At 67.7% G+C, this 22,459-nt stretch carries 21 protein-coding genes and 2 tRNA genes; 10 read left to right on the top strand and 13 right to left on the bottom strand.

Annotated features, from left to right (window positions below; translation table 11 throughout):
• Positions 1–67: 67 nt before the first annotated feature.
• Entirely contained in the window at positions 68–388 is a 321-nt protein-coding gene (locus tag CAURIS_RS00550; RefSeq protein WP_290342296.1) for a hypothetical protein, read from the bottom strand.
• A gap of 638 nt (positions 389–1,026) precedes the next feature.
• Between CAURIS_RS00550 and CAURIS_RS00555 the strand changes: the two genes are divergently transcribed.
• Positions 1,027–2,796, top strand: a complete 1,770-nt coding sequence (locus CAURIS_RS00555; RefSeq protein WP_290342297.1) for an RNA/DNA-binding domain-containing protein — start codon at positions 1,027–1,029, stop codon at positions 2,794–2,796.
• A gap of 158 nt (positions 2,797–2,954) precedes the next feature.
• The gene (gene thpR / locus CAURIS_RS00560; RefSeq protein WP_290342298.1) at positions 2,955–3,476 is read left to right on the top strand and encodes an RNA 2',3'-cyclic phosphodiesterase; all 522 of its coding nucleotides are present in this window, start codon (positions 2,955–2,957) and stop codon (positions 3,474–3,476) included.
• On the opposite strand, the gene CAURIS_RS00565 is transcribed toward thpR, so the two are convergent.
• Entirely contained in the window at positions 3,464–3,628 is a 165-nt protein-coding gene (locus tag CAURIS_RS00565; protein WP_290342299.1) for a hypothetical protein, read from the bottom strand. The genes thpR and CAURIS_RS00565 overlap by 13 nt on opposite strands.
• A gap of 23 nt (positions 3,629–3,651) precedes the next feature.
• Here CAURIS_RS00565 and CAURIS_RS00570 point away from each other — a divergent pair, with 23 nt between their 5' ends.
• Positions 3,652–4,299, top strand: a complete 648-nt coding sequence (locus CAURIS_RS00570) for an alpha-ketoglutarate-dependent dioxygenase AlkB (RefSeq protein WP_290342300.1) — start codon at positions 3,652–3,654, stop codon at positions 4,297–4,299.
• Between the two features lie 11 nt (positions 4,300–4,310).
• Positions 4,311–5,018, top strand: a complete 708-nt coding sequence (locus tag CAURIS_RS00575) for an SDR family oxidoreductase (RefSeq protein ID WP_290342301.1) — start codon at positions 4,311–4,313, stop codon at positions 5,016–5,018.
• Here CAURIS_RS00575 and CAURIS_RS00580 read toward each other — a convergent pair.
• The gene (locus tag CAURIS_RS00580; protein ID WP_290342302.1) at positions 5,015–5,569 is read right to left on the bottom strand and encodes a sugar O-acetyltransferase; all 555 of its coding nucleotides are present in this window, start codon (positions 5,567–5,569) and stop codon (positions 5,015–5,017) included. The two genes, CAURIS_RS00575 and CAURIS_RS00580, sit on opposite strands and share 4 nt — an antisense overlap.
• 35 nt (positions 5,570–5,604) lie before the next feature.
• Between CAURIS_RS00580 and CAURIS_RS00585 the strand changes: the two genes are divergently transcribed.
• Both CAURIS_RS00585 and CAURIS_RS00590 read left to right on the top strand, forming a co-directional pair.
• On the top strand, positions 5,605–5,886 hold the full coding sequence (locus CAURIS_RS00585) for an RNA-binding S4 domain-containing protein (protein WP_290342304.1): 282 nt from the start codon (positions 5,605–5,607) through the stop codon (positions 5,884–5,886).
• Positions 5,887–6,678 carry a VOC family protein gene (locus tag CAURIS_RS00590; protein WP_290342305.1) on the top strand — a complete coding sequence of 264 codons (792 nt, stop codon included), beginning with the start codon at positions 5,887–5,889 and terminating at the stop codon, positions 6,676–6,678.
• On the opposite strand, the gene CAURIS_RS00595 is transcribed toward CAURIS_RS00590, so the two are convergent.
• The 7 genes from CAURIS_RS00595 to CAURIS_RS00625 form a co-directional block, all read right to left on the bottom strand.
• Positions 6,675–7,391: an alpha/beta hydrolase gene (locus CAURIS_RS00595; RefSeq protein ID WP_290342307.1), complete on the bottom strand. Its 717-nt coding sequence runs from the start codon at positions 7,389–7,391 to the stop codon at positions 6,675–6,677. The genes CAURIS_RS00590 and CAURIS_RS00595 overlap by 4 nt on opposite strands.
• Positions 7,388–9,295 carry a M13 family metallopeptidase gene (locus CAURIS_RS00600; protein ID WP_290342309.1) on the bottom strand — a complete coding sequence of 636 codons (1,908 nt, stop codon included), beginning with the start codon at positions 9,293–9,295 and terminating at the stop codon, positions 7,388–7,390. The genes CAURIS_RS00595 and CAURIS_RS00600 overlap by 4 nt, the downstream gene beginning before the upstream one ends.
• 61 nt (positions 9,296–9,356) lie before the next feature.
• Entirely contained in the window at positions 9,357–12,746 is a 3,390-nt protein-coding gene (locus CAURIS_RS00605; protein WP_290342310.1) for an arabinosyltransferase domain-containing protein, read from the bottom strand.
• 26 nt (positions 12,747–12,772) lie between these two features.
• A complete protein-coding gene (locus CAURIS_RS00610; protein ID WP_290342311.1) occupies positions 12,773–14,731 on the bottom strand; it encodes an arabinofuranosyltransferase in 1,959 nt (652 codons plus the stop codon).
• A 37-nt stretch (positions 14,732–14,768) separates the two neighbouring features.
• Positions 14,769–15,533: a decaprenylphospho-beta-D-erythro-pentofuranosid-2-ulose 2-reductase gene (gene dprE2, locus CAURIS_RS00615; protein ID WP_290342312.1), complete on the bottom strand. Its 765-nt coding sequence runs from the start codon at positions 15,531–15,533 to the stop codon at positions 14,769–14,771.
• 47 nt (positions 15,534–15,580) lie between these two features.
• Positions 15,581–16,996, bottom strand: a complete 1,416-nt coding sequence (gene dprE1, locus CAURIS_RS00620) for a decaprenylphosphoryl-beta-D-ribose oxidase (RefSeq protein ID WP_290342313.1) — start codon at positions 16,994–16,996, stop codon at positions 15,581–15,583.
• A gap of 144 nt (positions 16,997–17,140) precedes the next feature.
• Complete coding sequence (locus CAURIS_RS00625) at positions 17,141–17,377, bottom strand: hypothetical protein (protein ID WP_290342314.1); 237 nt, start codon at positions 17,375–17,377, stop codon at positions 17,141–17,143.
• Positions 17,378–17,414: 37 nt separating this feature from the next.
• On the opposite strand from CAURIS_RS00625, the gene CAURIS_RS00630 reads away from it, so the two are divergent.
• Genes CAURIS_RS00630 through CAURIS_RS00640 form a run of 3 tightly spaced genes read left to right on the top strand, consistent with a single transcriptional unit; the run spans position 17,415 to position 19,230 of the window.
• Positions 17,415–17,849 (top strand): hypothetical protein, encoded by a 435-nt coding sequence (locus CAURIS_RS00630; protein WP_290342315.1) that lies wholly within the window; start codon positions 17,415–17,417, stop codon positions 17,847–17,849.
• Between the two features lie 2 nt (positions 17,850–17,851).
• Complete coding sequence (locus CAURIS_RS00635) at positions 17,852–18,715, top strand: hypothetical protein (protein WP_290342316.1); 864 nt, start codon at positions 17,852–17,854, stop codon at positions 18,713–18,715.
• An 11-nt stretch (positions 18,716–18,726) separates the two neighbouring features.
• Entirely contained in the window at positions 18,727–19,230 is a 504-nt protein-coding gene (locus tag CAURIS_RS00640; protein ID WP_290342317.1) for a GtrA family protein, read from the top strand.
• Here the strand turns inward: CAURIS_RS00640 and glfT1 are convergent.
• The 3 genes from glfT1 to CAURIS_RS00655 all read right to left on the bottom strand — a co-directional run bounded on the left by glfT1 (position 19,181) and on the right by CAURIS_RS00655 (position 21,160).
• Positions 19,181–20,098, bottom strand: coding sequence for a galactofuranosyltransferase GlfT1 (glfT1, locus tag CAURIS_RS00645; RefSeq protein WP_290342318.1), 918 nt, complete (start codon positions 20,096–20,098; stop codon positions 19,181–19,183). The genes CAURIS_RS00640 and glfT1 overlap by 50 nt on opposite strands.
• Positions 20,099–20,994: 896 nt before the next feature.
• Positions 20,995–21,067: transfer RNA gene (locus CAURIS_RS00650), tRNA-Arg, on the bottom strand.
• A gap of 1 nt (position 21,068) precedes the next feature.
• A tRNA-Ser gene (locus CAURIS_RS00655) sits at positions 21,069–21,160 on the bottom strand.
• 114 nt (positions 21,161–21,274) lie between these two features.
• Between CAURIS_RS00655 and CAURIS_RS00660 the strand changes: the two genes are divergently transcribed.
• A complete protein-coding gene (locus tag CAURIS_RS00660; RefSeq protein WP_290342319.1) occupies positions 21,275–22,411 on the top strand; it encodes an aminotransferase class V-fold PLP-dependent enzyme in 1,137 nt (378 codons plus the stop codon).
• Positions 22,412–22,459: the final 48 nt, after the last annotated feature.

Genomic DNA, 22,459 nt, shown 5'->3' on the forward strand with positions numbered 1-22,459 from the left:
CATCAAGGTAGGCGGGCCGCCTCACACAATCGTGAGGCCCCACGTCGGAAGTCACGGATGCATCACGCTAACGGACGAACCCGCGCACAGCAGCCCTGGCGGGTACGACGCTGACGTGCGGGTGGTTTTCGCGCAGTTGTCTCATGGCGCTCGCTTCACCTTCGCGGTCGGCGACGTTTCGCAGTGCATCAACTTCCGAGGCCGTCAGGCGGGGCGCTACTTCGGTGTCCCGCTTGGGCAGAAAGTGGAGAACCGCCAAAACTCCTGCGACGACAAGACCAGCAAAACCAATGAGGGCGCCGGGATGACCGGGGGACTCGGAATACGCGATCACAAGGCAGCTGACGACGAGGACCAGCACAAATACGGACAGACGAATGCCTTTCACGATGAGCTCCCTTCTACGGCACCGGATGGATCAGTGCCGAGAGCATGTCCAGTCATGGTGAGGGTCTCGGTGGAAGAATTCGAGACCGTCAGTGTCGCTGTTTGTGTTTGCGCGGCGCTGGTGATGGGGATGTGGACGGCCAGTGCGATCGTTGCGATTATTGCTGTCCATCGTTTTTGCATGGAGTCTCCATTTCGCGCAGGGGTCGTCCGTAGTGGGAAGGTGGCAGGCTATGGGGGGCGAGGCCTGGCGCTATTCGTGTTGTTAGGCCCGCTTGAGAAGTAGCCCACCGACGGAGATTGGATGCGTGAATCCCGCCGTTGTGGGTTACGCGGCTGCGGCCGGTGCCGGGCGGGGCCCCGACGGCCAGGGGCCCTCGATGACCAGGGGCTCAGGGCAGCCAGATCGCCGCTCGCCGCGGAGACGGGTAGGTCATCTCCAATGGCGGCGAGGCCGAAGGGAAGCATCAATGACAGGGTAGCGCCAACAACTCCAAACAACTCGCTGAGGTGCAGGTATGGCGCTTTTTGGCACCCCCCGGCCACAATAGTTGTTGCAGAGTTGTTGCGGCGGGTGTTTTCCGGCGCCTCAAACAACTTCCTGGGGAAATGCAGGCTGTGGTCTGTAGACTTTGCGCCATGGAGTACGCAGCGGGCAGCCGCTACAGGGCGCAGCTACCGCCAGAACTCGAGGAGGCACTCGAGACGATCTGGCTGGGGAGCCCGGCAGGCGAGGTTGAGTCCGAAACAGTTGAGATCAAAGAGGACCCGAGCCGCACGGTGCACAGCTCCCACGGCAAAAAAATCGGAGGAAACCCCGCCGCGGCACTTACGGAGAAGCTTATCGACGAGGCGATATGCCTCGCGAACGGCGAAGCTGCAACGGGGCATATCGTCGTGGGCATCAGTGACAAGGTGGGCGGCCCCGATGGTTTTACCGGCACCGACCTCGACACCGACTGGATCGAGAGAAAGATCTTCGGGGGAACGAGACCGAATCTCAGAGTGGAAGCGTCGGCCGTCGATTTCCGCGGCAAACGGCTCGTGGTCATCCGCGTACCGGAGGCCTTGAGCCTGTATACGCGCACCGATGGCCGCGCAAAGCGAAGGCGGCACACAGACTGCGAGACGCTCAGCGAGCAAGAACGCACAGCTATCGCCCGCGAGCGAGCAAACCCCGATTACTCCAACGGCGCATCGCCTTTTGCGGTCGAGGACCTGGAGCTGGCGGTCATCGATGAAGCGCGACGTCTGGTCAGGGCGAAGCGAAGCCGTACCGACGGCACCTCCTTCGCCCCGAGCACAACTATTGGGTTGCTCCGCGAGCTGGGTTTGGTGCATGGGGACGGACAAAGTCTGAAACGGGCGGCCGACATTCTCCTGCGGGCGGCGGAGCCTCCGTCCCTGACGGTTCAGTACCTGTGGCGCCCCATTGTTGGGGCGGACCCGCAAGTGACGGAGATCAGCCAGCCTCTCATCGTGGCCTTACCGCAGTTGCGCCGATTGATCGGGGAGCGCGCCTCGCAAGAGATTGAGCGGGTGCATTTTGCCGATGGGCAGGAAACAGCAATCCCGCGCTTTCCCGCTCAGGCGATCGATGAGGCTGTCACCAACGCGTTCATTCACCGGGATTGGCAGCTCAGCCGTCCTGTGGTCGTTGACCAGTCTCCGCGAACGCTCAAGATCTGGTCGCCGGGATCGCTTCCGCCAGGTGTGGACAAAGAGCACTTGCTGACGACGCAATCCGTACCCCGCAATAGCCGCCTGATGGCAGCGATGCGTGCTTTGGGTCTGGCGGAAGAATCCTCCCGTGGGTTCGACCGAATGTGGTCGGCGATGATCGGTTCTGGGCGCGACGTCCCAGTGGTGCGCGCCGAGGATACTTTTGTGGAGGTCATCCTGTCCGCTGGCACGCCGGACGTCGGGTTCATCACTATGCTGCACAAGCTGGAGGCAACTGTGCCAGCGGAAGTGGTGTCAAACGTCAATACGCTCATTGTGCTGAAGCGTCTGTGGGATGCGCCTCGCATTACCCGAGCGCAGGTGGAATCGCTCACCCAAGTGTCGGCTCCCGAGGCCGCCGAGCTGATGGAAACCCTCCAGGAACACGGGATTGTGAAGCGACTGGGCGGTTCTCACGAATGGGCGGCGGGGGCGGCGGTGGCCACACCCGCCGAGTCAACTGCGGATGATGACCTGCCGAGTGTTCCCGCGATCGAGTGGCTGCGTTCCAAGCTCGCCCAGGGGGAGCCGGTGTACGCCGCAGATGCAGCAGAGGCGCTTGGGCTTGAACGCTCCACTGTCACTCAGCTGCTCAGGCAGTTGCGCCAGGACGGAGTGGCGCGGATTGATCCTTCGGGTCCTCAACGCGGCCCGCGGACGAAGTGGATCGGAGTAGTTGGGCGGTAAAACAACTCCAAACAACTCGCTGAGGTGCAGGTATGGCGCTTTTTGGCACCCCCGGCAACAATAGTTGTTGCAGAGTTGTTGCGGCGGGTGTTTTCCGGCGCCTCAAACAACTTCCTGGGGAAATGCGGCTTGTGTGCCGTGGGGTAGCCTCGCTAGGCATGAAAAGGTTGTTCGCGGCGATTTTGCTTCCCGACGCCGCACGGGAGCACCTGGTCACAGCCCTGCGTCCCCTGCGTGGCCGAGAGCTGCGCTGGACGGAGCCCGATAACTGGCACATCACGCTGGCCTTTTACGGCGACCAGCCGAACGACGCGGGCCGCGTCAGCAACGCCCTGGCGCAGGCCACCGCCTTCCGCCGCCCGCTCACCCTGCACCTTGCCGGGGCGGGGTGCTTCAACAGCCGGACCCTGTGGGTCGGCGTGGGCGGGGACAAGGAGCACCTGCGTGATCTGATGGCGGACTGCCTGCTCGATCCCGCCGAGCGCCACCGCCAGCGCGCGCACGTGACCGTCGCCCGGGGCCGCGACGGCTGGCTCATGGCCGACCACGCCCACGCCCTGAGTGTCTACCGCGGCCCCGATTTCACCGCGGACGAAGTCGCGCTCGTGGAGTCGCACCTGGGCCAGGGCCGCGGCGGCGGGCCGCGCTACGAGGTGGTGGACACGTTCTACCTGCGGTAATTGCTGCCGCGGAGGGCGGCGAAGAGCGCCACAAGGCACGCCGCCAGGGCCACGAGCGGGCCCAGCCAGTTGCCCTCGGAAAGCAGGAAAGCCGCGGCCACGACGGCGGCGATCGTGGCCACGACCGCGACGATGTTTACCTTGTTCTCCATGGCACCGAGGGTAGCCTGTGAGCATGCTTTTCGACGCCACAGACCTCCCCCGACCCCCGAGCCGCTTAGCCGAAGGCGTCGTCCACCTGCCCTCCTTCCTCTCCCCGGACACCCAGGCGCAGCTGGTGGAGCAGGCGCGCTCGATTGCCCGCGGCGTCGCCGGCACCCCGGTTGCCATGCGCCGCCCCCAGGTGGGCCAGCACCAGATGAAGGCCTACCTGATGTCATTGGGCTGGTTCTGGGCCACCAACCCGTACCGCCTGACCCAGAACGTGGACGGCGCGCAGGTCCCGCCCATCCCGGAGAACTACCAGGCGATCGCGGACGCGGTGATCGCCGAGGCGCGCAAGCTCGACCCTGTGCTGACCCCCATGACGGTGGAGACCGCCCTGGTGAACTTCTACCCGCCGGGCGCGGGGATGGGGGACCACGTCGACGCCCAGGAGGAGGCGGAAAACCCGGTGGTGAGCCTCTCGATCGGCGAGGAAACCACCTTCCGCATCGAGGGCCACAAAGTGGTGCTCATGTCCGGCGACGCGCTCGTGTTCGGCGGGCCGGCGCGCCGGGCAAAGCACGGCGTGAGCGCGCCGCGCCCCGGCACAGGACCGGAGCACACGGGGGTGGCGGAAGGACGCATCAACATCACCATGCGGCAGGTGTATCCGTCGTAGACTCGCAGGGCATGAGCAAAGTTGCAGTAGTCACCGGCGGTTCGGCGGGCATCGGGGAGGCGGCCGCGCGGGCGCTGGCGCAGGACGGGTGGACGGTGTACGTGGCGGCGCGGAGGCTGGAGCTCTGCGAAAGGGTCGCCAGCGCGATCGGGGGAGTTGCGGTGGAGCTTGACGTGACGGACCAGGGGAGCGTCGACAAGCTTGCGAAAAAGCTCGACCGCGTCGATCTCCTGGTCAACAACGCGGGCGGCGCGAAGGGGCTGGACTTTTTGCGCGACGCCAGCGAGGCCGACTGGGAGTGGATGTACCAGACCAACGTCTTCGGCACCGCGCGCGTGATCAAGGCACTGTACCCGCAGCTCAAGGCGTCGCGGGGGCTGGTGATCAACATCGGCTCCGTCGCTGGCACCGACGCGTACAAAGGCGGCTCCGGCTACAACGCCGCGAAGTACGGGCTGCGGGGGCTCACCCGCGCGCTGCGCCGGGAGGAGGCGGACAACGGCATCCGCGTCACGGAGATCGACCCGGGCCGGGTGAAAACCGACTTCTCCCTCAACCGCTTTTCCGGCGATGCGGCGCGCGCCAGCGCCGTCTACGAGGGCAAGCTCAACCTCACGGCGGACGACGTCGCGGAGGCGATCCGCTGGGTGGCCAGCCTGCCGGGGCACGTCAACATCGATACGCTCAACATTATGCCCGTTGACCAGGCGGAACGCTAGCCTTCCGGGGAGAGCGCGCGCTTGACCACGGCGGGCACCCCCGCGGCCAGCGAACCCGCCGGCAGGTCGCGCGTGACCACCGCGCCCGCCGCGACGACGCAGCGCTCACCCACGTTCACCCCGGGCATGACCATCGCGCCCGCGCCGAACCAGCAGTCGTCGCCGATGGTGATGGGCTCCGCCTTCTCCCAGCCCTCGGCGCGCTTGACGTGGTCGGCGACCGGGTGGTCGACGGTGATGAGCTGGCAGCCCGGGCCGAACAGGCAGCGCGCGCCGATGGTGACCGGCGCGATGTCCAGGATGGTGCAGTTGAAGTTCATGTAGCAGCCCGCGCCGAAGCGCGTGTTCACGCCGAACTCGAGGTGCAGTGGAGCCCACACCTCGGGGAGGGACTCGCTGGCGGGAAACATCCCGCACAGCAGCTCGCGCGAGCGCGCCGGGTCCGTGTTCGCCAGCGCGTTGAACTCGCGCACCAGACCCCAGGTCGCCAGGTGCCGCGCGTCGGCCTCCGGGTGGTTGTCGGGCAGGTACCAGCGTCCGGCGGGATACATGGGGGCGACTTTACCTGCCCGCTAAGCTGGTGCGCATGGACGTTGCCATCAGCGGAGAGTCGATCAAGCTCGGCCAGTTCCTCAAACTCGCCAACCTCGCCGAGACCGGCGGCCACGCCAAGGAGCTCATCAGCGCCGGCGAGGTTGCGGTCAACGGGGAGGTGGTCACCTCCCGGGGCTTTTCGCTTCACGACGCCGACACGGTCACCGTCTCCGGCGCCACCGTCATCGTGGTGGCGGGCGCTGATGGGGAGGACTACTTCGACGAACGGACAGCCAACGACGACTTCGACCCGGAAAAGTGGAGGAACCTGTAAATGCCCGCATTCGAGGCCGTGGAAGGCATGCCCTACTGGATAGACCTGGCCACCTCCCAGCCGCTGAAGTCCACCTACTTTTACTCCCGCCTGCTCGGGTGGGACATTTCCGAGGACGCCTACCGCATCGCCCGCAAAGAGGGGCTGCCGGTCGCCGGGTTCATTCCGCAGCGCGACGGCGCCACCGCCACCGCCACCGACACCTGGGTCGTCTACTTCTTCACCCGGGACTTGGCGCGCGACCGCGCGGCCGTGGAGAGGCTCGGCGGAACCGTGCTGGCCAGCTCCGAGGTCGCCCTCGGCGAGATGAGCCTGTGCGCGGACCCCTCCGGCGCCATGTTCGGACTGATCCGCCCAGCGGGCGAGGAGCAGTTCATCGCCGCCGGTGAGCCCGGTACGGCTGTGTGGCACGAGTACGTCGCTGCCGGCAGCGCGAAGGAGTGCATCGACTTCTACGGGGAGCTGCTCGACTGGGAGGTCCGCTACAGCGCCGACTACTACATCGCGCTGCGCGACGGCGCCCCCTTCCTCGGCCTGCGCGACCTGTCCAACGAGGAACGCTTCCGGGATATGGCCGGCTACTGGGACGCCTTCCTCGGCGTGCCCGACGTCGCCGCAGCCGCAAGCCGCGTGCAGGGCCTCGGCGGCACCGTCACCGCCGGTCCTGCGGCCAGCCCCTTCGGCCCGCTCCTCTTCGCCGCCGACGCGACCGGCGCGAAGCTCACCCTCTGCGAGGTCGAGGAGCCCGCGCCCGAGGAGTTCAGCGAGGCCGACTCGATCCTGGACCTCTAGTGGGGCCCGCGGGGTGAGGCCCCGCGCCGCAAAAACTCCGCGACGTCGCGCACCCGGCGCCGCGCCTGCTCGGGTGTGGAGACGAAGCCGCGGGTGAAGTAGTCCTCGCGGTGCTGCACGTAGTCAGCGCCGCCGCCCCGCGAGGGGAAGGTGAGCACGGTCGCGTCGGCGTCGGCCGCGGCAAGCCAGCCGAGCCCCCACAGCGTGACGCGGGTCGCACCGTGCTCGCGGGCGGAGGCGACGGCGGCTGCGGCGCCGCCAGGCGTATCGACGTCTATAATCCGCGCCCCGGACAACTCCGCCGCGCCGGCGACCTCGGGGCGCCAGGCGTGCTCGCGCGCCTTCGGCCCCAGCTCGGGGGCGCAGGAGACGGCCCACGCCCCGCTCGGTGTCGAGGGCGTGAACACCACGCCCAGGTCCGTCTCCTCGACGCGGACGTCGCCGGGGAAGGCCACGCCCGGCATCGCGTGGTCCACCGCCGAGCCGAGCATGAGCATCGCGGCGTGCGTCAGCCGGTCGGGCAGAAGAGCCAGGTACGTATCGGAGGGCTCGCCCTCGACCGGGTACGTGGCCTGCATGTACGACCAGATCTGCTCCAGCTGCAGGGCATCGGGGAGCAGACGCTCGACGCCGCCGACGTTGAAGGCGGCGTCGCCCTGGACGTTCTCCGGGTAGGCCGCGTCGGGCGCTCCCTTTTCCAGCGGCTTTCTCACCAGATGGTCACCCTGTCTGCGGGGGCGACCCACACGCGCGAGCCCTCCTCGACGTCAAACGCCTGGTAAAACTCCGGCACGTTGGCGGCGATGACGTTGCAGCGGAACTCGTTCGGCGAGTGCGGGTCGATGGCCAGCAGCTGCGCGGCCATCTCCGGGCGCACCTTCGAGCGCCACACCCGCGCCCAGGACAAAAAGAGGCGCTGGAAGCCGGTGTACTCGCCCTCGACATCGGCGACGGGCAGCGCCGGGCCGTCGTCAAGGCCCTTGTCCTTCAGGTAGAGCTTGTAGGCCACCACCGCGATACCGAGCCCGCCCAGGTCGCCGATGTTCTCGCCGAGCGTGAACTTGCCGTTGACCCCGCCGATGTCCTCGCGCCCCTCGAGGACGGTGGGGATGAGGCCGTCGAACTGCTCCACCAGCTTCGCGGTCAGCTCGTCGAAGCGATCGCGGTCCTCGTCGGTCCACCAGGAGTTGAGGTTACCCAGGCCGTCGTAACGCGAGCCCTGGTCATCGAAGCCGTGGCCGATCTCGTGGCCGATCACAGCGCCGATGCCGCCGAAGTTCTCGGCCGCGTCCGCCTCCGGGTTGAAAAACGGCGGCTGGAGGATCGCAGCCGGGAAGGTGATGTCGTTGACCACCGGGTTGTAGAAGGCGTTGACCGTCTGCGGGGTGGTCACCCACTCGTCGCGGTTGGCGGGCCGACCAATCTTGTCAATCTGGTAGGCGTGCTCGAAGGCCGCGCCGCGGCGCACGTTGCTCAACAGGTCCGCGCCCTCGGGGGAAAACTCCAGCCCCGAGTAGTCGCGCCACCGGTCGGGGTAGCCGATCTTGGCGTTGAACTGCCCCAGCTTCGCCAGCGCGCGCTCGCGCGTGCCGGTGCCCATCCACTCCAGCGCGGAGATGCGCTCGTGGTAGGCGCGCACCAGGTAGTCCACCAGCTCAAGCATGTGCTGCTTGGAGGCAGGGGGGAAGTGCTTGTCGACGTAGCCCTGGCCGATCTCCTCACCCACCAGCGACTCCGCCAGCCCCACGCCGCGCTTCCAGCGGTCGCGCTGCTGGGTCGCGCCCGAGAGCACGGTGCCGTAAAACTCGAAGTTGGCCCGGCCGACCTCCTCCGGCAGCACGCCGGCGCGCGCGCGCAGGATGTTCCACGCGCCCCACAACTGCCAGTCCGCCAGCGCCTCGGGGCGCAGCATGCCCGCGAGCTCGTCGGTGAACGTGGGCATCATGTTGATTACCCGGCCCTCCTGCAACCCCGAGGCGCCGAGCAGCGTCTGGATGATCGGCGGCAGCTCCTTAAACTCCACCGGGTTGTATGTGGCCACCGCGTCGCGCGCTGCCACGACGTCCCAGTGGCTGTGCGCCAGCTGCGTCTCCAGGGACACGATGCGCTTAGCCGCGATCTCTGGGCTCAACCCGAACAGGTGCGAGGGGTCGAGGAACCCGAGCATCCGCTCCACGTGGTGGCCGTATTTCTCCAGCGTCTCGGCGTGCTCGGGGGAGTGGTAGTAGGCCTCGTCGGGCAGCCCCAGCCCGCTTTGCACGAGGTAGGCCACGGAGTTCTCCCCCTGCGAGTCCTTCTCCACCCAGTAGGTCAGCGGCGCGCCGACCCCCTCGCGTTCGAGCGTGCCGAGGTTAGCCGCGAACTCCTCCACATCCTTGGCGGCAAGGCGGGCCAGGTCCTCCTCGAGTGGGGCCAGCCCGGCGCCGTTGACGCCCTCGGTGTCCATGAAGGACAAGAAAAGGTCGCCGCCGCGGCCGACGCCGTCCTGCAGCAGGGCGTGGACGTCCTTTTCCGCCTGGTCCCGCAGTGCGTAGAAGGCACCGTCGATGCCACGGTCAGCGGGAATGGTGTGGCTCTCGACCCAGCGGCCGTTGACAAACTCAAAAAGGTCTTTCATGCCCACCACTCTAACGCGGCGCCCGACACCGCCGTGGCGGGTTGAGCGCCGCGCGCGCGGGTTAGGGCGCGTTGGGGTCGCGGATCTTCATCGGGCCGGGGGTCCACCAGCCGGTGCGGGTCACCTCCTCGTGGTCGATGGTCGCCACCTCCGGCTCCTCTCCCACGGAGTTCGGGCGACGCTCGTAGCGGGCCACGGAACCCCAGTCGCGCTGCCAGTCACCTACGAGGTAGCCCGGGATCTCGTACGAGTGGCTCACGGCCTCGGCGGTGGCCAGGGCGCCGCCGCCGAGGAAGTCCATGAACCCGGAGAGCTGCTCCTTACCGGGGGCGTCCGGCATGATGCGGTACTCGGGGATCTCGGTCACGCCGGCGAAGTGGTTGAAGGTGCGCTGGCAGGGGTACTGGAAGGCCACGGCCCAGTCGAGCAGGCCGGGCTCGTCGCTCGGGAGAACCTCGCCGAGCGGGGCCAGGGTGGGAATGCGCAGCGGCGTCAGCGCCAGCCAGTCCTCCCGCTTGAGGGAGGTGTCCTCGGCGACGAGGCGCACCACGTCGGCCTCCGCCGGAAGGTCGGCGAGCGGGTAGCGCAGGTTGCGCCACGAGGGGGTCGGGCCCTGGTCGAGCATCTCCACCTCGCCGAGAACCTCGACGGTGCCGTCGCCGGAGCGCGTGCCGTACTCGAGCATGAGCTCGTTGCCGTCCTGCTCCACCCCGTTGATGTCGTGGTGGGCGATGCGCCCGGCCACGGAGGTAACCAGCAGCGGGGCGTTGTCGCGGGCCGCGGGCAGCTCGTACCAGGAGGTCTCGATGTAGGCGGAGCCCATCGGATCGTCGGAGAAGGTACCCAGCACCGGCACGCGCGTGTAGTCCAGGTTGAACGGCAGCCGCACGGTCGAGCCGTTGACACCGCGCAGGTGCTCGGGCCTGTTGCCCTGGGTGTTCGTGCGGGTGGTGGACTGCTCCTGCTCGGAGGCGTCCGAGGGCTGGGCCGCGTTGTCGGCCTGTCCGCCGCCGTCACCGGGGCCCGTCGCGGTGTTATCCGCGGGCGCGACCGCAGCGGCTGCGCCGTCGTCGACGGTGGTGCGGGGGTCGGAGGTGGCCACGTTGTCCGCCTCCGAGACGATGTAGGCGGGCACGCCGTCCGGGGTAAAACCGCGCTGCTCCCCGGCGTCCAGCGAGCGCCCGAGGGGGACGCCGCGGACGGGGGTGAGGAAGGAATCGTTCGTGTCCGTCTCCAAAACGACGTCACCGCCGAGGGCGCACACGTTGCCGCCGAAGGATGCGACGTTGCCCATCCCCACCGAGTACGCGGGGGCCTGGTCGATGAAGGCCTTGAGGAAGGTCAGGCACGAAAACGCCACCATGAGGATGGACATCACGGCAATCGGGGCGGACATAACACCCGCCCAGCGGCTGCGCTCGCCGGGGCTGAGCGCGCCGTCGCGGCGCAGGCCCTGGACCACCCCGATCATGAGCACCACGAGAGCGATGGCGAGCATGACCGTGTTCGCCTCGATGCCGCGCAGCTGCACCGTGCGGTCCCACCACGGCACGCCGAAGGAGGACACGTACCACCAGGCGTTCCAGCCGCCCAGGGTGAAGGCCATGAGGAACAGCACGGCGGCGATCGCGAGGGTGCGGTTGCGCGCCGAGCGCAGCGCCACGGCGCTGAGCACCACCGCGCCGACCGCCGCGGCCGCGCCACCGACGCCGGCGAAGATGCCGAAGTGGTGGGTCCACTTCGTCGGGGTGAACATGAAGAAGAAGGCGCTCAGGACGATGATGGCCACGAGCCGCTGAACCGGTGCGCGCGTGGCGCCGGGCACGCGCCCGAAGCGAGCCAGCGCCCACAGGATCAGCGCGAGGGCAAACAGCAGGATGAATACCGGGAAGCGGCGCGTCATCGAGCCGTCGACCGATTCCTGGAAGAGGGTGTAGTAGCGCGCCGGCTCCGCGTACCACTCGAGGGCGGGGCCGACCTCGGCGCGCACGGCGGTGGCTTCGATGACGGCGGCGAGGGTCTGATCGTGGAAGACCGGGATCATCACGGCTGTGCCCACCCCGAGGAACACGCCGATGTAGGACACCCAGGGCGCGTAGATCAACCGGCGGTGCATCGTGCGGAAAATCGCCGGCAGGCAGATGAGGAAGACACCCACCGCGGCCAGGCCCGTCGGCCCGCAGGCCAGGGTGAACGCGGCGAGCAGCGTGCCCACCGCCGCGGGGAAGAGGCGCTGGGCGGCGATGGCGCGCTCGAAGGCGGCCCAGGTGGCGATGAGCCCGAGGGCGATGATCGGCTCCGGGCGCGTGCCGTTGTTGTAGGGCAGCCAGAAAGCGAGGAACACGAAGGCGGCGGTCCAGTACGCCATCCGGCGCTGCCCGATGGCCTCCCCCAGGCGCGGCAGGATCTCGCGCGAGAGGATCCACCAGATCAAAATGCCTGCGATGAGGGTGGGCAGGCGCATCCACACCGACGCCCCGGACACCTTGGCCAACAGCGCCAGAAGGTCGTAGAAGGGGGAGCCGAAGGGCGATTCCGGCACGCCGTACCAGCGGTAATAGTTGGCCATGTAGTCGGACTCGTTGGCCACCCGCGCCATGGTGAACAGGTAACCGTCGTCCGAGGTGTTGGCGCCGAACACGTGCCAGAAGCCGAGCACCGCCAGCACCACGGCGTCGAGGGGGGTGAAGGTGCGCCAGGTGCGGGGGAAGAAGCGCCAGCGGCGCCCGTCGAGCCGGTCGAGGCGCCACAGGCTGTAGAGGGCGACAAGAGCGGAGATGGCGCCGAGCACCATCGCGGCGATCTTCGCGGCGGTGGGGGTCGAGGTAAACCGGGAGTTGATCTGGACCTGGGCGCTGAGTCCGCCGTCGATAAGCGCGGCTGCGTCCCCCTCGAGCTCGGTGTAGATGCCTGTGACCTGGGGACGCAGGTCCTCCTCGCCCTCCTCCGAGTACGAGGTGCCGGGGACTTCGACGGCGGTGCCCTCGCTGGTGGCGGTGACCACGACCTCGGCGTCGTCGGGGAGTTCGGCGACTTGTTCCGGGGTGAGCTCGAAGAGCACCTCGTTGACGGAGTTGACCACGATCCCGCCGTCGGGTGAGGTGATGAACATCCCGCGGTCGAAGGCCTCGGTGGAGGTCTCCGGCAGGGTGCCCACGATCATGCTTTGCCCCTCGCGCAGCGAGTCGATCGCGGAGAGGGGGACGGTGACCTCGATCTCGTCGGGCGCCAGCGAGATCAGCGGCGCGTTCACCGAGTTCAGGGTGCCGCCCTGCGGCCAGCTCAGCGAGGATTGGACCTGGTTGACGGGGAGCAGGGGGGTGAGCACGAAGCAGAGGAACGCAAGGAGCCCGGAGATCGCGGCAAGGCCCGCAAAGCTTGACGACGCCCTCCCGCCCGCCTTCGTGGCCCCGCCCGGCTTCGGCTGGTGGTCTGTTTCAGGTGCTGTCACGTCGTGTAACTCTACTTTCCGTCTCACTAGTTCCGAACCGCGACCACGAAGGGCCCAATCTGCTCCACGGCCCAGGCCGGGGAGTCGAAGGATTCGGGGTTGAAGAACAGGGCCTCGTAGCGCACGTTCGGCTCGCTCGGGAAGATGTCGTGGGCGATGTGGGTCTTCCACGGCTCCTCCGGGGTGTCCAGGTCGCCGCGGAAGATGAAGGCCTCGGGCGCGCGCCACTGTGCGTCATCGAGCGCCGCGAGGAACGCGTCCGGGTGTGCCAGCTCGGCGAAGGAGCCCTCCGACCAGGCCGACAGCGCCTCGTTGCGCAGGTCGAACTCACCCAGCGGGTTGGCGTAGTGGCTGGTGAACGCGTTGAAGCCGTAAAAGGGGTTGTACGCCATGAAGTTGATCTCGTCGGTGTAGACCACGGTCTCGGTGGGCGCGTGGCCGTGCTCGCTGAGAAAGTCCACGATGTCCCCGTAGTACTGGCCCGGGTCCGGCGGGAACCTGTCGGCGCGCTCGCCGTAGCCGTCGGTATCGGCGTAGGCTTGGTCGATGTGCGGCTCGTTTTCCTTCGGGATCTGCTGCACCATCGCCAGCGTGGCCGTGCCCATCACGATGGCCACGACGGTCGCGGCGATCGAGCGCGCGGCGGGCTTTTCCCGGGCGGGGAAGGCGACGTCGGCCGCCCAGAGCCGGATCTCCGGCAGCGCGAGGACACCCGCGGTGACGAAGATGAGCGTGATGATGACCTCGAGGCGGAAGCCCAGCAGCGAGGTCCCCGCCAGGGTGGCGAGCATGGAGGCCAGCGCCCACACGTAGGACACCACCGCGGCGATGAACAGGCCCGTGTAGTTGAGGTTGCGGAAGCGCAGCAGCACGAAGACCAGGCCCACCAGGCTGAGCAGTCCCACGAGGGAGAAGGCGAAGAAGGGCAGGGGGAAGACCGTGCCCTCGACCGGCAGGAAGCGGTTCGCGGTGCTGTTGACCACGTAGTCGCCGAAGACCAGGTTGTACAGGTACGGCCCCCACGAGACAAGCGCGATGAGGCAGGCGCCGACGCCGATGACCGCGAGGTGCGCCAGGGCCGTCAAGTCCCGCCACCGGCGGGCCCAGAGCACCAGGGCGAACACCACGACGCTCAGGGCGGAAATGGCGGTGAACAGGGTGTAGAACGTCGCGGAAATACCCAGGTAGACGGCGAGTGCCACCGTCGCCGGCCAGGAGCCGCGCAGCGCCCGCGAGGACATCGCGGCGGCCGCGGGCACGAACAGCGCGACGAGGGCGGCGTAGGGCTCGTCGGGCGTCAGGGTGAGAACGACGGCCGTGGTCACAGCGGCGATGGCCGTGGCAAGCGGCAGGGAGCCAGTGAGTTTCTGCCACAGCGGAACCAGTGCCGCCGCCCCCGCCGCGAGGGACACGATCGCCCAGGGCTGGTAGACCTCCCACCCGGGCATACCCAGCAGGTCGGCCATTCGCCCGCCAAGCCAGAACCAGCCCAACGGGTAGAAGGAGGGCAGGTCCAGGTAGTTCATGTCGTGGTAGCCCAGCTCCGCCGCCATGCGGGAAAGGAACTGGGTGCGAAAACCCTGGTCAACCTGGATTCCGTCGAGGTAGAGCCGGGTCGCGCTCAGCGGCACGCCGAGCGAGGCCACCACGAGCCCGGCCGGGGAGAGCACGGCGACGACCTCGGTGAGCCACCGCCGCCAGGCGGGGCGGGAGCCGGGCGTGTCGCGGTGCCACAGCCACAAAAGAAGCGCCGTGAGGAGGACAACCGCGAACGCCCCCGCGGTGGCCAGCGCCCTGGCCACCATCGACGTGTTGAACGCGGGCAGGGACGTCACCCGCAGGGCGAACCACGCCGCGAGGGAGACAACGCCCGCGCCGACCACAGCGGCGGCCATCCGCCACGCCGTGGCACCGGAGCCCAGCGCGTCCGGGGCGCCGGAGCCCGGGCGAAGCGGGGGCGCTGCTTCCGTGTGAGAAAACTGCATGGATAACAGTGTGTCACACGGCCCGGACATCGCCGCCTTAGAAGCTCAGGCGCCGCATGATGGGGGCGGGGATGTGCTGCAGCACGAAGGAGATCGGCCCGAACAGCTTGTGCACGAACACCGTGCGCTCACCCTGAAGCGCGGCCTCCACGGCGGCCTCGGCGACCTCCTCCTTGTTTACCGTCAGGGGCGCCTCTTTCAGACCGGCGGTCATCTTGGTGCGCACCTGCCCGGGGCGCACCACGGTCACGTGGACCCCATCGCCCCGGAGGGCCTCGCCGAGCTGCAGGTAGAACCCGTCCATGCCGGCCTTTGCCGAGCCGTAGACGAAGTTGGAGCGGCGCACCTTCTGCCCGGCCACGGAGCTCAGCGCGATGATCGTGCCGTGCCCCTGGCGGCGCATCGCCTGGCCCAGAAGCACCCCGACGGAGACGTAGGCGGTGTAGTTCGTCTGGGCGGACTCCACCGCGAGGGATTGATCCTGCCACAGGGCCTCCTGGTCGCCCAGGGTGCCAAAGGCCACCACGGCGACGTCGACATCCTTGACCGCGAAGGCTTCCTTGATGATGTCGGGGTGGGAGGCGAAGTCGGTGGCCTGGAAGTCCACCACGCGCACCTCGCCGGCGCCGGCGCGGGTGAGCTCCTCGACGGCGGCCTCGGTGCGCGGGGACTGCGTGCGCAGCGCCAGGGTGACGTCGGGCGAGGCGCCGCGGGAGATGAGCTCGCGCACCGTCGCGAGTCCGATCTCGGATGTGCCGCCGATGAGCAGGATGTGCTGGGCTTGGCCTACTGCGTTGAGCATGTGGTTTCTCCTTGGGGTTCGGGGCTGTTCAATGCCGGGCGCAGCCGCTAGCTGAGCTCGAGGCGGCGGGACATGTCGGAGGCGAAAACGCCTGTCGGGTCGATGGCGCGGCGGGTCTCAAGCCACCCCTGCATGCCGGGGTACATGGCGTGGAACTTCTCCGCCGAGGTGCGGGACTCCTTGGCCAGGTAAAGGCGCCCGCCGAACTCCATGACCTGCTCGTCGAGGCGGTCGAGGAAATCGCCCAAGCCGGAGCGGATGGGGAAGTCCACGCACACGTTCCACCCCTTCATCGGGTAGGACAGCGGGGCGCGGTTGCCCTCCCCGAACAGCTTGAACACGTTGAGCGCGGAGTAGTGCCCGCTGGCCTGGATTTGGTAGATGATGTCCTTGAACGGTTCCACGGCGTCGGTGGGCACCACGAACTGGTACTGGAGGAAACCGGCCGAACCGTAGCCGCGGTTCCACTCGCCGATGAGGTCGAGCGGTTGGTAGAACTGCGTCAGGTTTTTCACCTGGTTACGGGCCGGGGCGCCCATCAGGTAGTACGCCTCGCCGATGGCCATGAGCGAGAGCTTGTTCATGGTCCAGGAGGGGAAGATGTCCGGCACCGTCATGAGCTGCGGGGCGTTGAACTTCAGCGGGTCCTTCGCCAGCTTGGGGGCGAACTCCTCCAGCTGCGCCAGGGTTGCCAGGGAGCCGCGGGAGATGGTGGAGCGGCCGGTCTTCGGCGGGCCGGAGATGGCGTCGAACCAGGCCGAGGAGTACTCGTAGTTGACCTCGGAGCCGTCGGAATGCGCGGCGATGGTCTCGTCGAGGGTGTCGGTGCGGTCGGTGTCCGCGATGAAGTAGGCGGTCTCCGTCTTGGTCATGCGGATGCGTGCGCGCAGGATGATGCCGGTCAGGCCCATGCCGCCGACGGTGGCCCAGAACAGGGTGCCCTCGGGGTCGTCCTCGCTGCCCTCGGGCGTGAGGTGGAGCACGCGGCCGTCCGCGACGAGGAGCTCGAGGGAGACGACGTGGTTGCCGAAGGAACCGGCGGTGTGGTGGTTCTTGCCGTGGATGTCCGGCCCGATGGCTCCGCCGATGGTGACCTGGCGCGTGCCGGGCAGCACGGGCACCCACAGACCGTAGGGCAGCGCGGCCTTCATCAGCTGGTCGAGGGTCACGCCCGCGTCGACGTCGACAAGCGCGCTCTCAGGGTCGATCGAGTGGATCTGGTTCAAAGCTTGCATATCGACGACCAAGCCGCCGCCGTTCTGGGCCGGGTCGCCGTAGGAGCGGCCCATGCCGCGGGCGATGACGCCGCGGCGGCGGTGCGCGGGAAGAGCCTCGTTGTCTGCGGCGACCTGCGCGACGGCCTTCTTGATCACCTCGACGTCCGGGGTGGACAGGACGTGGGCCGTCGACGGGGCGGTCCGGCCCCAGCCGTGGAGCGATTCAACGGTTGTGTGAAGTTGCATGGTGCTTCAGCGTTCTCCTTGGTTAGTCCTTCGCATGGTGCGTCCTTCGCGTGGTGTGTCCCCGGCGTGCCGCGCTTTCGCGGCTGGGCCGCCGCACGGGCATGAGCAGCGCGCCCCAGCCTAGTCCGAGGCCCCGGCGCGCTCCTACAGGTCCATCAATTCCCGAATCTCCACGGGCAGTTCCTCCTGCGAGGAAATCACCGGCCGACCTGCCGCTTTGTGCTCGCGGAGGAGCTCGTAGACGCGGGTGCGGGACGCGGAATCGAGGAAGGGCAGCTCCTCCGCGAACACGCGCGCCATGAAGTCCGACAACGGGGCCTCAATGCGCTGCGCCGCCTCGTGGATCGCGTCGGGGTCGTCGCCCTTGTAGTGCTTTCTCATAAACGCACAGCCTAATGCGTGTCTACGATGGGCCGGTATGGACGCACCCGAAAAGATCGACTACAACGCGCTGGACAACACGTTCGGCGGGCAGCTCATCCAGGCCGGTTTCATCCTCGCCATCTACGCCGCCGGCGACCTGCCGCGGCGCACGGGGCTTACCCGCGCCGGGCTGGTGGCTGGCAACATCGCGGCCATCGGCGTGTTCAACGCGTTCGACGAGGATCCGGCCAACGACCTCACCGCGGTTGTCAGCGAGCGCGGCTCGAGAGCCGGCGGGCCCGCCGCGACGTGGGCTCTTATCGGCGGCCTCGCCGGGGCGGGCCTGGGTGCGGCGGCTCTGGCAGCCCGGGCACACCGGGCCGCTGCCCGGGCGCTGGCGCGCCGCGGCGTGGGGGCGCCGTGGACGCTGATAGGGGCCCTCGCCGCCGGCGGCTACCTCGCGGTGAAGGCGATCCCCTCCCGGCGGTAGTCATGAGCACTGCGATAGGTCGCACCCGCGCGCCCGTCATCAACCTGGCGCTCGCCCGCGCTCGCCGCGACGCCACGAGGCGCGCGCGCTCCACCCTGGTCGCCCGCGTGTCCGCGATGGTGGCGGACGAAGAAATCTTCCGCTACATCGGCTTCGACGAGGCCACGCCGCTAAGCGACGTCCAACGCATCCTCGCCACAGCATTTTCGCTTGACGACGCCCCACCGGCCCCCACCCACTTCAGCCGCGCCGGCCACACGATCGGGGAGGTCCTCCGCGGACACAGCGAGCCCCTGTTCTACAGCTGGGGCCTGTGGCGCTTTACCTTCCAGCTGGTGGAGCTCTACCCGCGCGACCGGGCGACCCCGCCCGCCGTGTGCATCGCCGGGTCCGGCGACTTCGGCGCCGCGCCCTTCGACATTGCGGAGGTCAACCGTCGCCTCATCGGCGAGGACCGCGCCGCCGATGTCCTGCGCTCTGTGCGCCCAGAACTGCGGGAGGTGGTCACCCGCTCCCGCATGTTCGACTATGTCCTGCTTTTGCAGGCCCTGGATGTGCGCCGCGGGGGCGTCGACAAGCAGGCGCGAAACACGGCGGCCCGCCTGCCCCGGGAACAGACCGCGAAGGGGCGCGATGCGTACTGGTGCGTGCTGCTGGGCCTGGCGTGTTTCGCGGACGAGGAAACCACGGACGCGATCATCGAGTCGACCTTCGCGGCCCTCGGCTGGGAGCCGTGCCCCGCTGACAAGGTGCGCGCTCTGTGCGCCGGCTCCCTGGTCAGGCTGGCTGGGTTGGGGGTCTACGGGCCCGCGGAGTCCGCGCCGGTGGAGCGTTTGGATGTCTTCCGCGAGCTCATGCGGGGGTAAACTGATCGCCCGTGTCCAAGGAGTACCGGCAATCCGTCCAGCGCCAGCTCGTGCCGTTCGTCATCATCGGCGTTGGTTGCGCCATCATCGACTTCGGCATCACCTACACGCTCACGGAACTCAGCCCCCTGTCGCGCGGCGCCGCCAAAGCCGTGGGCTGGGTCTTTGGCACCATCGTCGCCTACCTACTGAACTCCAAGTTCGCCTTCCAGGCGCAAATTAACGTGAAGAAGGCAGGCGCGGTGTTCATGCTGTACGCCGTCACCTTTGGGGTGCAGTGGTTTCTCTACCAAATCACCGACGCCCCGCTGCAGGCCCTCGGCCTCGTCAACCCGTTCAAGGACACCGTCTCCTTCATCATCGCCCAGGGGGTGGCCACCGTGACCAACTTCGTGCTGCAGCGCCGCGTGATCTTCCGGGAAGAGTCGAAGATTGTGATGGAGCAGGACATCACCCCGCGCCCGACTATTCCGGGCGACGGAAATCCTCCCGCGCCCCCCGCCGCAGGAGCCTGATCCACTGCGCAAACCCGCGCGGGTTCTTTTCCTGCACCAGGAAAAACCACCCGAAGCGCACCACCTCCTGCAGCTTCATCTTCCGCATGCCCCGCTGATTCATGAGGTAACCGCGGTTGCGGTAGGTGAAAAAGCGCTTCACCTCGTTGTCCGGCCACTGGGCGTGCGCGCGCCCACCCATGATGGGCACGAATTCCCCCGAGCCGTCCGGGTGCAGGTAGGCCGTGTTGAGAGCCGTACCGTAGCGCAGGCCCGACTGGGCCAGCCGGCGGTGGTACTCCACCTCATCGCCCCGGATGAACAGCCGGTAGTCCGGCACGCCGATCCTCTCCATCGCGGACGCGCTGATCAAAGCCCCGTTGAACAAGGAGGCGTACTGCGGCAGGAACTCGCCGTCCAGCTCCGCGGTGGAGCGCTTCCAGGTCAGGCCCTGGCGAAGGGGGAAAGCGAGCCGCGTGGGGTCCTCGAGGTTGAGCACCAGCGGGCTCACCTCGTGCAGCCCGTGCTGCGTGGCCGCGGCGTAGAGGGTGGCCAGGACGTGCTCGTCCGCCGGGTGGCCGTCATCATCCGCGCACCACACAGCGTCCGCGCCCAGCGCCAGGGCGTGCAAAAAGCCGTACGCGAAACCGCCCGCCCCGCCCAAGTTCGTCTGCGACGCGAGGTACACAGCCCTCTGGCCAGCGAGTTCCTCCACCAGCGCGCGGACCTCATCCTGCGCCGCGTTATCGACTACGATGACCCACTCCGCCGGGTGCGTCTGCCGCACAACCTGCTCCAAAGAGCGACGCAGCAGCTCGACGCGGTTATGGGTGACAATCACAGCCGCGGTCGTCCCGCGCGGGTTCAGTGGGGCAGTCATGGGCTCCATTGTGCACCAGCCCCCGGCGCGCCCAACCGTGGACACCGCGCCACGGTGAGAGCAGGTCGCCGAATCCCCGTGAGCCAAAGCTCAAGCGTTGCTAGGGGGCGCTCTCGTGGAAAGAGCGTTTGCCGCTGGAATTGTCATCATGGCGCCGGGTGCCGTGCTGTTTTTCCCCGGGCACTACTGTGGAGATCCTCGTCATACCGTTAGGGGCGCGTAGATCCTGGCGAGCGTTATTTTCCAGGCCGGATATGACTGGTTCCAAGTCCGAGCGGAAGGGGCGCCACTTGGGAAATCAGGTGGCAGTCGCCGTTGTTCTTACTGCCACTAGAGATACGCCAGGTTTCCTGGCGGTGCTCACTTATCGCGCGAGGCACTCTTCAGCAACGAAGCAAAGCTATTGCTTCGTTAAAACCGTGTGCGCTGTCGGGGTGGCTTTCAAGCGGGGCGCGCACCACGGTGTTGAGAAATTTTCGCGCGGTGGGCTGCTTTTCAAGTGCCGCTAACAGTGGGGCCATTGCTAGGGTGAGTCTGCATTGCGGACTGTTGCTGGCGGCAGCTGCGGGGAAAAGTCCGCATTGCGGACCGGCTCGGCCTTGGTGGTGTTCGCGATCGTCCGCATTGCGGACTTTCGCGGTTAATCAAGTAGCCCTATGGCCCGGGGGGGGCGTGGCTGGTCTCACCCGGCTACGTTTGGCAGAGGGCCGAGAGGCCCGCACACTGCGCTTGCGCAAAGGGGGGGCTGCGCGAGGTCTGGTATCTGCTGCTCCCCGTGCTGCACTGCTAAGGACAAAACGCGGTGCCGAGTTCTTGCAGGGATTGGACTTTGCGCCCGGGGTTCGTAGGAGGCCCTGGCCGACCGAAGAGAGCTGTCAAACAACCAGCCATGACAGCGGCAAGCGTGCGCCCGGAGGGATTCGAACCCCCAACCTTCTGATCCGTAGTCAGATGCTCTATCCGTTGAGCTACGGGCGCGTGGCGGAGACGACAGGATTTGAACCTGCGGCCCTCCGCAAAGAGGGCAACTCCTTAGCAGGGAGCCCCATTCGGCCGCTCTGGCACGTCTCCAAACCTTGTTGCATATTACCCAACGCGCCTGCCTGTGACAAAACGCCCCGTTCGTGGGGCCTGGGGCGGTGAAACACCTGCCGGGCGGTCGGATTCGGGCTACTCTCTGGCTGTATGACTGATCTGCCTCGCACTGACATTGACCCGGACGGCCTGCTCGAGTACTCGGTGGTCTTCACCGATCGCTCCCTGAACCACATGTCGCAGAAATTCATCGCGGCGGCGCAGGAAATACTGCAGCTTTTGACGTCCACCTACAACGCGGAGTCTGCAGCCCTCGTGCCGGGCGGCGGGACCGGCGCGATGGAGGCCGTGGCGCGCCAGCTATTCGGCGGTAAAAAGGTCCTCATCCTCCGCTCGGGGCTTTTCACGTTCCGCTGGTCGCAGATCATCGAGGCCGGCTCTATTACTAACGACGTCAAGGTCCTCAACGCCCAGCCGACCTCGGGGTCCGCCACCCCCTCCTTCGCCCCGCCCGAGCTGGACAGCGTGCGCGAGGCCGCAGCCGCATTCTCCCCCGACGTGATCGTCACCGCACACACCGAGACCGCCGCGGGGCTGACCCTGCCCGAGGACTACCTGCGCGGTTTGGGTGAAATCGCCAGGGACAGCGGTGCGCTGTTCGTCCTCGACTGCATCGCCGCCGGTGCCTCCTTCACGAATATGAAAGAGACGGGGGTGGACGTGCTGGTCTCGGCCCCGCAGAAGTCGTGGTCCGGCTCTCCCGCGACGGGCTACGTCCTGCTCGGGGAGCAGGGGAGGGCGGCCGTTGAGGCGTCGACAAGCAGCTCTTTCACGCTTGACCTGAAGAAGTGGCTGGAGATCTTCGATGGGTACCGCGAGGGCAAGGCGGGGTACCACTCGACGCTGCCGACGGACACGATCCTGCACAACCTGGAAGCGATGAAGGAATCCACGCGCGTTGGCCTCGACGTGTTGGCCGCGCGGCAGCGCAAGCTCGGGCGCCTCGTGCGCGAGGCCGCCTACGAGCGCGGGTTCGTTTCCGTCGCCGCGGAAGGCTACGAGTCCAACGGCGTGGTGGTGCTCTACGCCACCTCGCCTGAGCTGCAGTCGGGCGCCGCTTTCAAGGCCCAGGGTCTGCAGATCGCGGCGGGCGTGCCGCTGAAGATCGACGAGGGAGCGGACTTCGCCACCTTCCGCGTCGGCCTGTTCGGCCTGGACAAGTGGGCGGACCCGGAGGCTGCGGCGGAGCGCTTCATCGAGGCGCTGGACCAGGTGGGGTCCAGGTGAAGACCAGGTGAAGTAGGCGGGAAGAAGGGGTGGCCCCCAAAGCCAGCG

Origin of the sequence: Corynebacterium auris (assembly GCF_030408575.1) — a bacterium.
Classification (GTDB): domain Bacteria; phylum Actinomycetota; class Actinomycetes; order Mycobacteriales; family Mycobacteriaceae; genus Corynebacterium; species Corynebacterium auris.